Origin of the sequence: Paenibacillus sp. VT-400 (genome assembly GCF_001029205.1) — a bacterium.
Classification (GTDB): Bacteria; Bacillota; Bacilli; order Paenibacillales; family Paenibacillaceae; genus Paenibacillus; species Paenibacillus amylolyticus.
In genome coordinates this window covers 4143890-4157409 of the sequence record NZ_LELF01000067.1, presented here as the reverse complement: position 1 = coordinate 4157409, position 13520 = coordinate 4143890, and the positions used below count along the sequence as shown (strand labels likewise).

Here is a 13520-nt window from a genome sequence, read left to right as displayed (position 1 = left end):
ATGGTGGATGCACAAAATTTCAGATTTCTTTGGAGGAACATACGTTATGAGATCTTTTCAGTTTTATAATCCGACCCGGCTGATTTTTGGCAAAGGGCAACTTCAAGCACTACAAACCGAAGTTCCAAAATACGGAAAACGTATTTTGCTTGTATATGGTGGTGGAAGCATCAAACGTAGCGGGCTGTACGATCAGGTAATCAGCCAGTTGAATGAGATCGGAGCAGAGGTTACGGAACTGGCTGGTGTGGAACCGAACCCTCGTCTGTCTACGGTTCATAAGGGTGTAGAACTATGCAGAACACATAACATTGATCTGGTTCTTGCGGTTGGCGGCGGCAGTGTGCTTGACTGCGGGAAAGCCATCGCAGTAGGAGCCAAATACGATGGAGACATGTGGGATGTTGTTGTGCGCGAAGCAACCCCAGAAGGCGGCCTTCCACTGGGGACAATTCTAACGATGGCAGCGACAGGCTCCGAGATGAACAATGGTTCAGTAATAACCAATCAGGACACACAGGAAAAATGGGCATGGTTTAGCGAGTATTCTTTCCCGGCGTTCTCCATTCTTGATCCGGAGTACACATACACCGTACCACTGGATCAGACTGTATACGGCATGGTGGACATGATGTCTCATGTGTTTGAACATTATTTCCATCTGGATACGAATACACCGGTTCAGCTTGGATTCTGTGAGACGATTCTTCGTACCGTCATTGATACGGCCCCTCGTCTGATTAAAGATCCAGAAAACTATGAACTGCGTGAAACCATTCTCTACTGCGGAACAATGGCGCTTAACGATGTCCTGAATATGGGTCTTGCCGGAGATTGGGCTTCTCACAATATAGAACATGCTGTATCGGCTGTGTACGACATTCCGCATGGGGGAGGTCTTGCAATCCTCTTCCCACACTGGATGAAGCATAATCTGGATGTGGATGTAGATCGATTCAAACGTATGGCCATTAATGTATTTGATATTAATCCTACTGGAAAGTCGGACAAACAAGTGGCTGAAGAAGGCATTGAAGCGCTGCGTACATTCTGGACTTCGATTGGTGCCCCTAGCCGTCTGGCGGACTATGACATCGACGACAGTCAGATTGATATAATGGCTGATAAAGCGATGCGATTTGGTCCGTTCGGATTCTTCAAAAACTTGCAGCGTGAAGATGTAGTACAAATTTATCAAGCTGCACTGTAATTGTAAATCTCACAATCACTTTGTATAATGAGTCACATTAAACAAGGACCTTCCTTTAATACTAAGGAACGTCCTTGTTTTTTTATTATGACATCATATCTTATGCGCTCCACCGTGTATCTGGACTTCAATATCATGTGATCCCCTTTTCGAATTAATTCTTCGGTTCAACTACGGCTACATTGACAGGGGTATCCTTTCGTTTCAGATACATCTTGCTTGGACGATGCAAGAGCACGATGAGCAGGGCGAAGAGATGAATCAGGGTGAACAGGTTACTCTCATTCGGAATGGCAACGAATAGCGCCAGACTCAGAAACGTCACGGTGAGCTTGAACTTTCTTTTGGTGATGAATATAACAGCAAGCAGGCTGGGACCGATGATAAACAACATTCTGGCTAAGATTACGCCAGAGGCGTAAGCCAGATCATCTCCTTTGCGTAAGAAACCCAGATAGGTCTCCATGTTCTGGTTGAAGTCAATGAGGAACACGATAAAGGACACAATTACGTAGATCAGTTTTACACTCAATAAAATGCGCACGACATTTAATAGCGTAGGTAATGCTGTTTTTGCCATATCACTTCTCCTATTCGACATTTAATAAAGTAGGCATTTTCGGATTCAATGCGTTGTCCCTCTTCCTGCACGATATGTATTTCATATATTATACGATGTTGATGTCATATTTTGTATTAACCCAAAGTCTTCATTTTCCAATCGTTTGCAGTGGCCTTTGACCTAGAATAACTGGGGAAACAGCTTACAGATTATTTGATATCGACCGATATAAAGTAGATACATAGAATTTGGACTTCATAATGATGAAAATGAAAATGGATGGTGAATGTAATCATGGTATTTAGCAAGGCAAGAGAACGCATGCGCAACATGTCGTTCAGAGTCAAACTGCCACTTATGATCAGTCTGCTGGTGTGTATCGTACTGGCGGTAACTGCAGTAGTATCCTACACTGTAGCGGCTGTCATCACACTCGACAAAAGCAAAGATGAGATTAAAGCAACCTCGGACCGGGTGGGGGCAGGTCTGTATGCTTCACTAAGTTTGGAAGAACAATCCACCTTTTTGATCACAACACATCGGACCTTCCAGGATTTGCTGGAGATTCGGAATACGGATGGACAGGAAGGTGAGAACTTCTTCTCGGAAAACAATGAGCTGCTGGATAAGGCGAGTGGTATTCTCGCGGACAGTCTGGCAGGTATGGAAGGTAACAACAGTCTGATTTTGTTGGATCGGAATGGCATTATTATTGCAGCGAATGATCCGGCAGTTATCAAGGCGGAACGTGGAGATCGGGCATATTTTCAAGAAGCAATTCAGGGTAAAAACGTGATTAGTGAAGGGATTGTAGCCAAGTCCTCAGGACAACTTGGTACGGCTTTTGCCATGCCAATCTACAATGAGAATCAAGAAGTACAGGGAGTGCTCGTATCTGCGGCATCCACCTCGTTCTTCGTTAATCAGCTACAAAATATCAATATAAATGATGAGGGAAAAGTGATCATTCTGGACCGTGTAGGTACGGTCATCTATGATTCAGCGGATGAGAAGTTGGCAGGCCAGAAGATGGAGTCCGGCGAATACCAATCATTGGTAGATCTTGCTCCTGGCGCTGAACTACAGCAAGGGGATATTAGCACAGATGAGAAAGTGGCGTATTACTCCAAAATCCCAAGATCGGACTGGACCGTCGTTGTTGAAGATAAACTGAGTGATGTGCAGAAGCCTTTGCGTGCGATGGCAAAACAGATGTATATTGTTCTGTTTAGTGCTATTGCGGTTTCCGTCGTAGCGGGTATTCTGATCTCTTTGCTGGTAACCAGACCAATTACCAGACTAACTGTGTTGTTCAGACAGCTTGCTGACGGTGATCTGACGGTGCAGGCTCAAGGTAAATATAGCGGAGAATTCAAACAATTGGTGGACAGCTTCAATACCATGGCAGCAGGCAATAAACAGCTGATCTCCAGCATGAACCATTCCATCGGCATCCTGAAAACAAGTACATCCGAGCTGGAACAGTCCACTCAGCAAACTTCGACCACGATTGCCGAAACAACGACAACAGCATTTGAGATTTCACGAGCGATGGAGTCCCAGGCGAACGATACGGAAGCCATTGTGGACAAATTCATGAATGTTGGTAACAAGATTGCCAACGTGAATGGAATGTCGCAGGCAGTGAAGTTCAAGGCAGATGAAATTACGGATGCATTCAAAAATAATCATGAAGTTATTGATGCACTCATTGCGGTGAACGGGCAGAACGAGATTGAAGTTGGCAACATCTCCAAAATTACAGTGCAACTCGCCGAAAGCTCCTCGGGCATTCACCAGATTACAGGTACGATTGCCGAAATCGCAAATCAGACGAAATTACTTGCTTTGAATGCTTCGATCGAGGCGGCGAGAGCTGGTGATCAGGGACGTGGCTTCGCAGTCGTTGCTTCTGAGATTCGCAAGCTGGCAGAGCAGACGACAGCTCAATCGGAGGATATCAACCGAATTGTGATGCAGACCATTGATCACGTGGAGCAGAATAACCGAAGTGTTCAGGCTATTGAAGCAATTGCGGAACAGCATAAGAGCAGCGTTAGCCAGACCAAGGAGACATTCAATTTTGTCACCGAGAATATGAATGAGATGATGAGCCAGGTTCAAGCTATTGCCACAGAGATCGAATCCATTGAACGTGATAAGGATGACGTCATTGGGGCGGCACAGAACTTGTCTGCTTCCGGTGAAGAGGTGTCGGCTTCTGTTGAGGAAGTCACAGCAACAATGCAGGAACAGTCCGGCATGACGGAACATTTGACAGATATGGTGCAGAGAATTGATGGACTGACCAAACAACTTGCCGAAGAAGCATCTCGCTTCAAAACAAAATAGGAATACGAAAAGAAACCCTTTTCTCAAAAGAGAACCGGGTTTCTAGAACAAAAAGAGCACCTGTACCCATCTATGGCTACAGGTGCTCTTTGGTGATGTGTTACTCTCCTCGAATGGAAGGCGCATACGCCAGCACTTCCATTTCAATTAAATAAGGGCCTAAACCGCTGAATACGGTAATACGGGCGGGATAGGGTTGTTTAATCATTCGCGCATACACTTCGTTGTATTCGGGTTGATCCTCGACTCGGGCCAGATGAGTGGTTACCTTCACAATATGATCGAGTGTAAGTCCGGCTTCTTGCAGGATCACCTCAATATTACGAATGCACTGCTCCGTCTGCTCCTTAATGCCGCCAATGGGCTCAAGCGTCTGTGGATCGACACCTACCTGACCTGCGACGTAGAGGAAATCTCCTGCGCGGACAGCATGGGAGAAAGGAAGCGGGAACTTGGGTGCTGCACTTGCATGTATGATGGTAGACATCGTAGCTGTCATTCCTTTCCTAATAAGTGTGTATATTTGGTGTTAACTGATGCCAGTTCGTAGCCTGCTGGTAATGATGAGCGATGGACAACAGGCGGTCTTCTCGCATGAGTGGACCAGCAAGCTGCATGCCGATAGGCAATTGTTTCCCTGAGGTGGTATCGAACCCGATGGGTACGGTGATGGACGGTAGACCTGTATTGGTGAACGGTCCGTTGAAAATTGGGCTGCCTGTCTTGTAGCCATATGGGGCCACATAAGGTGTTGATGGAGTTAATAACACATCCACTTCATCGAAAAGCATCATCATCTCGCTCCGGAATATCGTTCGGATGCGTTGTGCCTGCAAATAATCAACGGCACTCGTCTGGTAACCGAGTTCAAGCTGCTCCCGCATCGTGTGACCGTAACGATCAGAGGCTTCCGCGAAGCGTTCCTGATGGAAGGCGGCAGCTTCTGCCCGCATCACCGTACGATGAGCAGCAACGGTCTCTTTCATATAAGAAGGCAGGTCAACTTTCTTCCATTGCATGCCCAGCCTCTCAAGTACAGCGATTGCTGACTCCACTGCTAACAAGATCGCCGGTTCATCGGTTAGGAAGAAGCTGCTCGGTAGCCCGATCACCATTTCTGAAATAGGATGCTCAAGAGCACTTGTTAAGTCTGGCTTGCCATGAGGGAGCGTGAAGGGGTCCAGCTCATCTTGTCCGACCATTGCTTCCAGAACGATTGCGTTATCTTGTGCCGATCGAGTGAAGGCGCCAATATGATCCAGGCTCCAACTGGCTGTGATGACACCATTACGGCTAACCCTGCCGTAAGTGGGTTTCATACAGGTTAATCCGTTGTAAGCTGCGGGTCTAAGCAGAGATCCAAAGGTCTGTGTCCCGAGTGTGAAGGAAGCCATGCCAGCCGCTACTGCAGCGGCAGAGCCGGAGCTGGAACCGCCCGGGGTATGTTCTATATTCCATGGGTTGCGGGTTGGTGGTTCTCCTCCCTGAAAGGCGTATTCCGTCGTTGTTGTCTTGCCGAGCAGGATAGCTCCTGCAGCTTGCAACTTATCAATCACTGTTGCATTCGTTCCGGGTACGAAGTCTGGAAAGGTACTTGATCCAGCGGAGGTGCGTATGCCAGCGGTATGGATAATGTCTTTGGCTCCATAGGGAATACCATGCAGAGGACCGAGATATTCGCCATTCATCAGTTTTTGTTCAGACTCTCTTGCGGCCTGCAAAGCCTGTTCGGCGGTGACCGTAACAAAGGCTTGCACAGAAGGCTCTACTTTCTCAATGCGATTCAAATAGGATTTTGTAAGCTCGACAGGAGATATCAACTTATTTTTAATCAGTGTTGCGGCTTCAGCAATCGTCAGCTCGTTAAGTGGTTTCGTAATCATCGCAGAGGCACGCTCCTATGCGGGGGATTGGGCCCTACTTCTTCTGGCAACTTGAAGTTTCGAATCAGCTCCAAGTCTGCTGTAAATAGGGCAAGCTCCTCGCTTGTAATAACTCCGTCCGCATATTTGGCGCTTTCTGTACGGCGGTGTGTGAGATAGTCGTCCTGGTTCAGAGTAATCACCCTTTCTCTCTCTATTTGGTGGTGAAGCTTGAATCGATAATCTCCTCGTAAGCGAGGTCTTCCTTCAGATTGCCGATGAAGCGTTGCATGTCGATTGCGGTCTCGAAGGCTGATTCATTGATGAGCCCCTCCGCAGGATATACCTTGCTGTCGATCATGCGTTGTACCGCTTGCTCCACGACGTTTTTGTCCAGATTCGGAAATTCCTTCACGGCAACTGCTTTTGCGCCTTCAGGATTCGATTGAATGTAGTCCAGAGCTTGCTCAATAGAGGTGACAAAGCGCTGGGTGAGATCAGGATTCTTTTCAATGAAACTTGCAGTTGTATTCATGGTTGCAAAGGCAAAGTCAGGATAATCCTTCGTAAAATCATGGACAATATGCAGTCCCTCAGCAATGCCTTGATCCAGCTGCGGCTCGTAAACGATGGCAATGTCGGCTTTGCCGGCTAATACAGCACCAAGCTCGGAGCCATTCTGAACCTCAGTGATCGTCACATCCTTGTCGATATCGATGTTATTGTCAGCGAATAGTTTCCGCAGTAAGCTGTTCGAGCTTGTAGGTGCCAAGCCCACAACGATGGTTTTACCTTTGAAATCCGCTGTCGAGTTCACGGTTACTCCTTCTCGCGCAACTGCCCATACTGGAGCACTGCCGGATAGAAGGACCAGTGAGCGAGCATCTCCGCCCTTTGCATTAGCAAATGCGACATGCTCAGGACCGTGGAAGGAGAATGCAGACTCGCCTGAGATCACCGAAGACAATGCTGTTGGGCCACTTCCGGCAGCACGGATGGAAGATAGCTCAATGCGATTCTCCTCTAGAAAACCTTGGTTGTTCGCTACATACAAGGGAAGGTAGAGCAGGTTGTGATACACCTCGGAGACCATAATTTTGTCTACCTGCGTATTTGCTTGCCTCCCGCTATCAGATGCACCTGCGCCACTCGCAGGAGTTGTGGCATTGCTGCCGCATGCACTGAGCAGTGAAGTCAATATAACCGTCATGGTTGCTAGAAAAGCTATCTTTTTGAATGTACGCATTAGTCATCAGTCCCCTTTAATCGTTGTAGGTCAGCTATACAGATGTGGATTTGCTGCTGGTCTTGTTGTCATTCCATGGAAGGAGACGGGATTCGATATAACCGACACAGGTGTAGAGGAGCATGGCGACCAGCATAAGCATGAACACGCCGACCCATACGGCCGGAAGGTTGAACAGGTTACCTTCGACGAATACCATGTGTCCAAGTCCTTTGTCAGAAGAGATGAATTCTCCACCTACGACAGACACCAATGCCAAACCGATATTGATCCGGAAGGCCGAGATGATCCATGGCAGAGAGGAAGGAACGATAATTTTGCGGAAAATTTGTGATTTCTTCGCACCGAAGGATTTCATCAGATTAATCTGGGATTCGTCGATTTGATGAGTCGCTTGGTAGGCGGATAATAGCGCTACGATAAATGTTGCTACGGAGGCCAGAGCAATCTTGGAGAAGATGCCTGAACCAAACCAGATGATAATCATGGGAGCAAGTGCGATCTTCGGAATACCGTTCATCGCTACAATGAATGGATCGAGCACACGGGCAACGGACTTGGAATACCACATGAGTAGTCCTGCCAATGAGCCAATTAAGCTTCCGGCTACAAAGCCGATAACGGTGGCATTTACCGTTGCAAACGCGTCTGTAAGCAGTTGTCCTGAGCTAGCCATGGTGATGGCGGCATCAAGAATGGCGCTTGGTGATCCCATGAGGAATCCGTTAACGAGTTTCAAGCGAACAGCGGATTCCCAGATCACCAGGATGACCGCTACAATAATGAACCGCCACAGCATCGTCATCAGCCATTCTTTGGAGAAGGTGGACTGTCTGCGTTTGCTCTTGCTCTTCGTAACTCCAGCAGGCTTTCCGGCAAGGGTAATTTCAGGTGATGTGCTCTTCATTAGCTGATCCTCCCCATTTGGATATCAAGCTCTGACCAGATCGATTCAAAATATTGTTTGAACTTCTGGTCGGAGCGGGCTTTCAGTGCTGAGCCATATTGCGAGGCGAGACCAATGTCATACACCTGCTTCACAGTTGTTGGTCGTTTACTCATAACGGCAATACGGTCGGAGATGGCGATGGCCTCCTCAATGTCATGCGTGATCAGAACGCCTGTCTTGCCCTCGGATTTGAGAATGGACAAGATTTCATCTTCCAGAATGAGTCGGGTCTGATAATCAAGTGCGGAGAAGGGTTCGTCCAGTAATATAATATCGGGCTGGGTAACGAGGGTACGTATGAGGGCTACACGTTGGCGCATACCGCCTGATAGTGTGGAGGGATAGGCTTCTGCGAATGAGGCCAGGCCATAACGATCCAGATAATCCATGGCAATATCGCCGCGATCCTTTTTGGACATGCCCTTCACTTCCAAGCCTAACGTGACATTATCCAGGATGCTTCTCCAAGGAAGCAGCAGATCCTTCTGCATCATATAGCCGACATGCCCGGTGGTCTGATCGATCTCTTCGCCACAGACGATAACCTTGCCATTTGTTGGCTTAAGCAGACCTGCGATAATATTGAAAATCGTACTTTTGCCACACCCGCTCGGTCCCACGATACTGAAGAACTCCTGTTTCTTGATTTGCATTGAAACCTCAGCCAGGACCTGAATATCTTCTCCAGTTGCACTGACAAATGATTTGGATACGCCTTGTATCTGTATAGCCATGATAGGTAGCCCCTTTCCTACAGCCTGATGTTTTTTCGTTTCTTGATGTAATTTGATGTTAATTAACATGACATTAATGAATATATTCCTAATCATATAGACTGTTTGCATAATTGTCATTAGTTACTCTGAACATAAAAATAGAATTAAATCAGTTAAAATGCACAAATGAAGATTGAACATGAATTGAATATGAAAAGAAAAATTAAAGAACGTGTCATTAAACATGACACGTTCTCGATTTAAGACGTATGATTAGTTTCACTAGGGGCTGGATTAACATTCAAAAGGGACTCAAGTGCGAAGGCAAGTCGAAAGCGCAGGCTCTCCATCGGGTCCTTAATGTTCCTGCCGGTTAGTTTCTCGCATTTCTCCAACCTATAGATCACTGTATTGCGATGTACGAACAGCTCTTTGGCTGTATCAACGATCTGGCAATGATTCTCATAGAAGGAGGACAAGGTTTTCATCAGCTCGTTACGCTCGTTTGGATCTCGGTCGTTGAAGGGCTTAAAGGTTTCTTGATGGAACTGCAGCATCTCATCGTGGGGGATCATGCGCAGCAGACGGCTTATATCCATGGTTTGATAGGAATGAGCGAAGCGTGTCTTTCGCATCTGATAACCGGATTGGAGCGCCTTGACTGCTTCTTTATAGGAGAGTCCAATATCCAATACATTGGTGTAGGAATTACCTATGCCGAAGGATAGGCTGAGCTGCGACTCTGTATACAGATTACTCGCCATCCGCTCAAGCTGCTGAACAACGGTGTGTTCGTCCCAAGACGATTCAGCCAAAAAAACGAGTATGCCGAACTGGTCGTTCTTAGTGAACATGACAAAGGAGAGATCCAATCTGGCGAATTCCTGTTTAATCAGCTCATAATTAGCGTCTCGTTCCGAGATTAATCGCTCTTCCCCGGAGGAAGTAGAGTTCTGTTTAGGTATGCCCGCTAAGGATTCATCCTTTTTGGCAATGATCAGAACGGAACTTCCTTTGGCTTGCAGCCCATATTTCTTGCCGCGATGCAGCGCTTCTTGTTCCGAACGAATGAAACCCTGAATGAGATCGGAGAAATATTCATTTTTGTAACGGCGGGAACGCTCTTTGACGGCTTGGTTCTTGGTTAACTCCAGGCCGATCACATTAACGGCTTGCTCCAGTGCCAGAGTGGAGAGCTTAGAGCTTGCGGAACTGTCATATAGTGCGATTAAATAGCCCTCGTGCCGATCCGTGAAAATGGGATGAAGCTCGGCGTGTCGATATTTATCAGCAGTAAGCAGGCAGATCGAGATTGCGGTTTGGAAGGAAGGATGCTCATCTATAAATGTCAGTAAGGGCGCGGCGAGAGACTGGTGATCCATCTGTTGTGCATAATGGGAGCTTGCCGTAATCTGCTTCTTCGAACCAAGCAGAAGTACAGGTGAGGATAGTAATTGAGACAACGTATCTACGATGGAGGGTATGCCTTTTCCCTGCATCACCATCGTGGAAAATTGCTTGTGAATAGATAAGGCGTAGTGTAGCTCATGGGTTTTGTTCTGAAGGATGGCACTGATCGAATGTTGAAATATTTCACCAAGTGTATTGTCTATCTCAGACAGTTCGATGATCGGGAAGCCCAGTCTGTCGGCTGTTTCAAGCAATTGCGGAGATAATTCAAGAGAGAAACGCTGTGTCTTGACAGCAAGCGCTGCACAACCAATTGCATGCATGTCTGTAATGAATCCAAGATGAGCATCAGGGCGGTCTTTCAGGATATAACCGTTTGTCAGCAGCATATCTCCCGACTTCAGGAATTGTACAATATCTGGTGCGTCCATAATATTAATCGATTGCACCAAGCGATCAAGGCCACGATGTCCGGCAATAACCTTTGCTTTCGAGAGAATGGGGATAGTCAATAACTGTTGCAGATCCATCTTCAACCCACTCGCTTTCATAATGATATGTTATAAAATCTAACATTAAGTGAGGTAGGCGTAAAGAAGAGTTTGGATAAAGCGGCTAAAAGATAGATGTAAACAAATTTCTCATAAATATAAAAACTTTCCAATAATTCAATGCGTTATACTAAGTAGGTCTATATAAAATTTGATCATTATTACCAACTCTCTCACAAAAAAAAGGAGTCCTCAATCCATGAAAGGAAAAAGAATAGTATCGCTTTTACTTGCTGGTGTTGTTGCTGGTTCTATTTTAGTAGCATCGACTACTACTGCGGAAAGAGTCGTAGCCCAAACTCCGATGGAAGCAGCAACGGAGTACTTTCAGGCTTACATTGCTAGGGATGTAGAAGGAATGATGTTCTATTCTAAAGATACAAATTATTTGGATGAGAAAAGTCGTGAAGAAGGATATGTGAAGGATTTTAAAACCAATCCAACTACAGGGTATGAAATTGTGGAAAGCAAACAAATCAACACGGATGAAGTTCAACTTTATGTGGTTCAAAAGTATGCAGGACAAGACTACGAACAGTCACCACCACTCCCGTATGAAATTTTCAAAAATGAAAATGGATGGAAGGTTTTAGTAGAGCCACTAGAAATCAATACGGTGACAGGTGAAGTCACTAAAGGTACACCGATTCACGCTTTGCAGTATACAGATCATTAGTTGTTGTGTCTGGTATCTACTAAAACAAAGGCCCAGTTGAACTTGAAGGCAAAGAATTTATGAATGCACACACATTATAGAAACGATTGAGGGGTGATCTCCAATGAAAAAATTCTTTATCAGTACGGCATTTATAATGACTGTTTCTGCAGTGACTGCTTTGAGTATTTATGCGAGTAATTATTATGATGATGCTAAAGCGGATAATCCAAACTATCCGGATTTTGGTCCTGCAGTAAAATTATCAGAAGAGGAAATTAATAGAGCTCTAGAAAATGTCAGTAGTATAACGACATCTTTTGGAACATTTAATAGGGTAACCGAGAAAGATGCCTTCATTTCCGAGAAGGAAACGGTGGATAACTTAGATCATTTAACTGCTGATACCAAACAGATTTTTTCTCACGGTAATTACTTTATAAAAAGCGATTCCGAGGAATAAATTTATCGGAAATTAAGATCGGAAAGGCGGTGTGGGAATGCCAGCGACCTGGACATTTAGTGCAAACAAGAATAGACGTGCTCCCTTTTGAGAAATAATCTTAGACAAGGGGGATATTTATATAATGAAAATTTCAGACCGACTATTAAGAGAATATCTAGATCACGTTTATTGGATATGTGGAGGCCCTTGCGGCGGAAAGAGCACGATGACTAATTTACTTTCTTCAAAATGGGAACTGAATTATTATTCCTCCGATGACCACACTTTCGATTATCAAAAAAAGGCTAATCCGCAGGATCATCCAGCAATTTTACGACACTTCATTGATTGGGAATGGTTCTTTTTAGGGCGTGGGAACGATAGAAGTCACTGGTTAAATTCAGTGTTTGATGAAAGCGTTGAGTTTATTATTTTGGATTTGTTACAGATGGGGAAAGAGAAGCCAATCGTAGTAGATACTTTTATGGAACCTGCTTATCTAAGGGAGATTGTTAACCCCAATCGCGTTGTTTATATGTTTGCAGAAGATGACCTAATTCGAGCGGAGTATCTGGATCGAGATCATCTGAGAGGCATGGAGGATGTGTTCCCTAATTTATCAGATCCACAACGTGCACGGGACGAAACATTAAACACGGTGGTTCGAGCATCGAATCATTACCTGCAACAAGCAGAGCAGTATCAATTAAAATGGTTTATGAGAACATCTCAGTCCAATAAAGATCAGATGTTATTGGAAGTTGAAAAGCATTTCGGTTTTCGATGATACTGAAGTGTCAAATTATATTAGTCGTCATTAGTTACACTATACGGTAACTCAATAAATCTCAGACAGCAGTCGATCAACCTGATCGGCTGCTTTTGTTCAGCAACGGGCAGGTAACTCAATGCCATCTTGTGAATTACAGGTGTAACTTTTATTGATTGATAGCGTTGTTCATAACGAGGAATTTTTATAGGTTTTTAGAATAACTAATAAAAGAATACGAGGAATGAAGTAATGAAAAAAAAGAGACTGTTTTTTACTGTTGTAGCATTAGCTTTAACAACAGCGACCGTGACTGCCTGTGATACAACAAGTCCAACTCATGAGAATATGTCTACTCCAAAATCTGGTGTATTATCAAGCAAGTCCGAAAGTACAACCCTTTCTAATTCTTTAAGCGAACAAGAGAGCAAGCCCTCCCACTATATTGCTTCTGGAGGCGCAACGGTACAGCAACCCTTTTCCGTAAATCCGGAATTTGTACATATAAAACTGCTTATGAAAAACAATAGTAGCCATGAAGTCAATGTTAGTTTAACGCACTTAGATACTAGTAAATTGTATTTCGCTAGAACGATTGCTCCCGGGGAATCTTTGGATTGGATAGATAGTAAAGAAGGTTTCACACAGGGTATGAGTACTGGAGACTACTTGCTTCAATGGAGTGGTGGCGGTTATCGCGTTGAAGGGGAACTATGGGGATCAGCTGGTGCAGACCCGGACGATACTGTTCATCTAACTTATTGAACTAACGGGCAGGTTAGTGTAAGGACAA

The 13520-nt window shown here is 45.2% G+C and carries 13 protein-coding genes; 6 read left to right on the top strand and 7 right to left on the bottom strand.

The window, feature by feature from the left end:
• Window positions 1–46 precede the first annotated feature (46 nt).
• Window positions 47–1210, top strand: coding sequence for an iron-containing alcohol dehydrogenase (locus EL84_RS28860; RefSeq protein ID WP_047843943.1), 1164 nt, complete (start codon window positions 47–49; stop codon window positions 1208–1210).
• Between the two features lie 154 nt (window positions 1211–1364).
• Here the strand turns inward: EL84_RS28860 and EL84_RS28855 are convergent, their stop codons facing one another.
• Complete coding sequence (locus EL84_RS28855) at window positions 1365–1790, bottom strand: hypothetical protein (RefSeq protein WP_047843942.1); 426 nt, start codon at window positions 1788–1790, stop codon at window positions 1365–1367.
• A 276-nt stretch (window positions 1791–2066) separates the two neighbouring features.
• On the opposite strand from EL84_RS28855, the gene EL84_RS28850 reads away from it, so the two are divergent.
• The gene (locus EL84_RS28850; RefSeq protein WP_053061641.1) at window positions 2067–4124 is read left to right on the top strand and encodes a methyl-accepting chemotaxis protein; all 2058 of its coding nucleotides are present in this window, start codon (window positions 2067–2069) and stop codon (window positions 4122–4124) included.
• Window positions 4125–4224: 100 nt separating this feature from the next.
• Here EL84_RS28850 and EL84_RS28845 read toward each other — a convergent pair whose 3' ends face one another.
• The 6 genes from EL84_RS28845 to EL84_RS28815 all read right to left on the bottom strand — a co-directional run bounded on the left by EL84_RS28845 (window position 4225) and on the right by EL84_RS28815 (window position 10837).
• A complete protein-coding gene (locus tag EL84_RS28845; RefSeq protein ID WP_047843941.1) occupies window positions 4225–4611 on the bottom strand; it encodes a RidA family protein in 387 nt (128 codons plus the stop codon).
• Window positions 4612–4630: 19 nt separating this feature from the next.
• On the bottom strand, window positions 4631–6007 hold the full coding sequence (locus tag EL84_RS28840; RefSeq protein ID WP_047843940.1) for an amidase: 1377 nt from the start codon (window positions 6005–6007) through the stop codon (window positions 4631–4633).
• A 193-nt stretch (window positions 6008–6200) separates the two neighbouring features.
• A complete protein-coding gene (locus tag EL84_RS28830) occupies window positions 6201–7232 on the bottom strand; it encodes an ABC transporter substrate-binding protein (RefSeq protein WP_047843939.1) in 1032 nt (343 codons plus the stop codon).
• 34 nt (window positions 7233–7266) lie between these two features.
• Complete coding sequence (locus EL84_RS28825) at window positions 7267–8139, bottom strand: ABC transporter permease (RefSeq protein WP_047843938.1); 873 nt, start codon at window positions 8137–8139, stop codon at window positions 7267–7269.
• On the bottom strand, window positions 8139–8915 hold the full coding sequence (locus EL84_RS28820; RefSeq protein WP_036617567.1) for an ABC transporter ATP-binding protein: 777 nt from the start codon (window positions 8913–8915) through the stop codon (window positions 8139–8141). The genes EL84_RS28825 and EL84_RS28820 overlap by 1 nt, the downstream gene beginning before the upstream one ends.
• 242 nt (window positions 8916–9157) lie before the next feature.
• The gene (locus EL84_RS28815) at window positions 9158–10837 is read right to left on the bottom strand and encodes a PucR family transcriptional regulator (protein WP_047843937.1); all 1680 of its coding nucleotides are present in this window, start codon (window positions 10835–10837) and stop codon (window positions 9158–9160) included.
• Between the two features lie 220 nt (window positions 10838–11057).
• Here EL84_RS28815 and EL84_RS28810 point away from each other — a divergent pair, with 220 nt between their 5' ends.
• The 4 genes from EL84_RS28810 to EL84_RS32685 all read left to right on the top strand — a co-directional run bounded on the left by EL84_RS28810 (window position 11058) and on the right by EL84_RS32685 (window position 13492).
• The gene (locus EL84_RS28810) at window positions 11058–11534 is read left to right on the top strand and encodes a hypothetical protein (protein WP_047843936.1); all 477 of its coding nucleotides are present in this window, start codon (window positions 11058–11060) and stop codon (window positions 11532–11534) included.
• Window positions 11535–11637: 103 nt separating this feature from the next.
• Window positions 11638–11976, top strand: coding sequence for a hypothetical protein (locus EL84_RS28805; protein WP_047843935.1), 339 nt, complete (start codon window positions 11638–11640; stop codon window positions 11974–11976).
• A gap of 124 nt (window positions 11977–12100) precedes the next feature.
• Entirely contained in the window at window positions 12101–12745 is a 645-nt protein-coding gene (locus tag EL84_RS28800) for a hypothetical protein (protein ID WP_047843934.1), read from the top strand.
• A gap of 234 nt (window positions 12746–12979) precedes the next feature.
• A complete protein-coding gene (locus EL84_RS32685) occupies window positions 12980–13492 on the top strand; it encodes a hypothetical protein (RefSeq protein ID WP_053061640.1) in 513 nt (170 codons plus the stop codon).
• The last annotated feature ends 28 nt before the right edge of the window (window positions 13493–13520 follow it).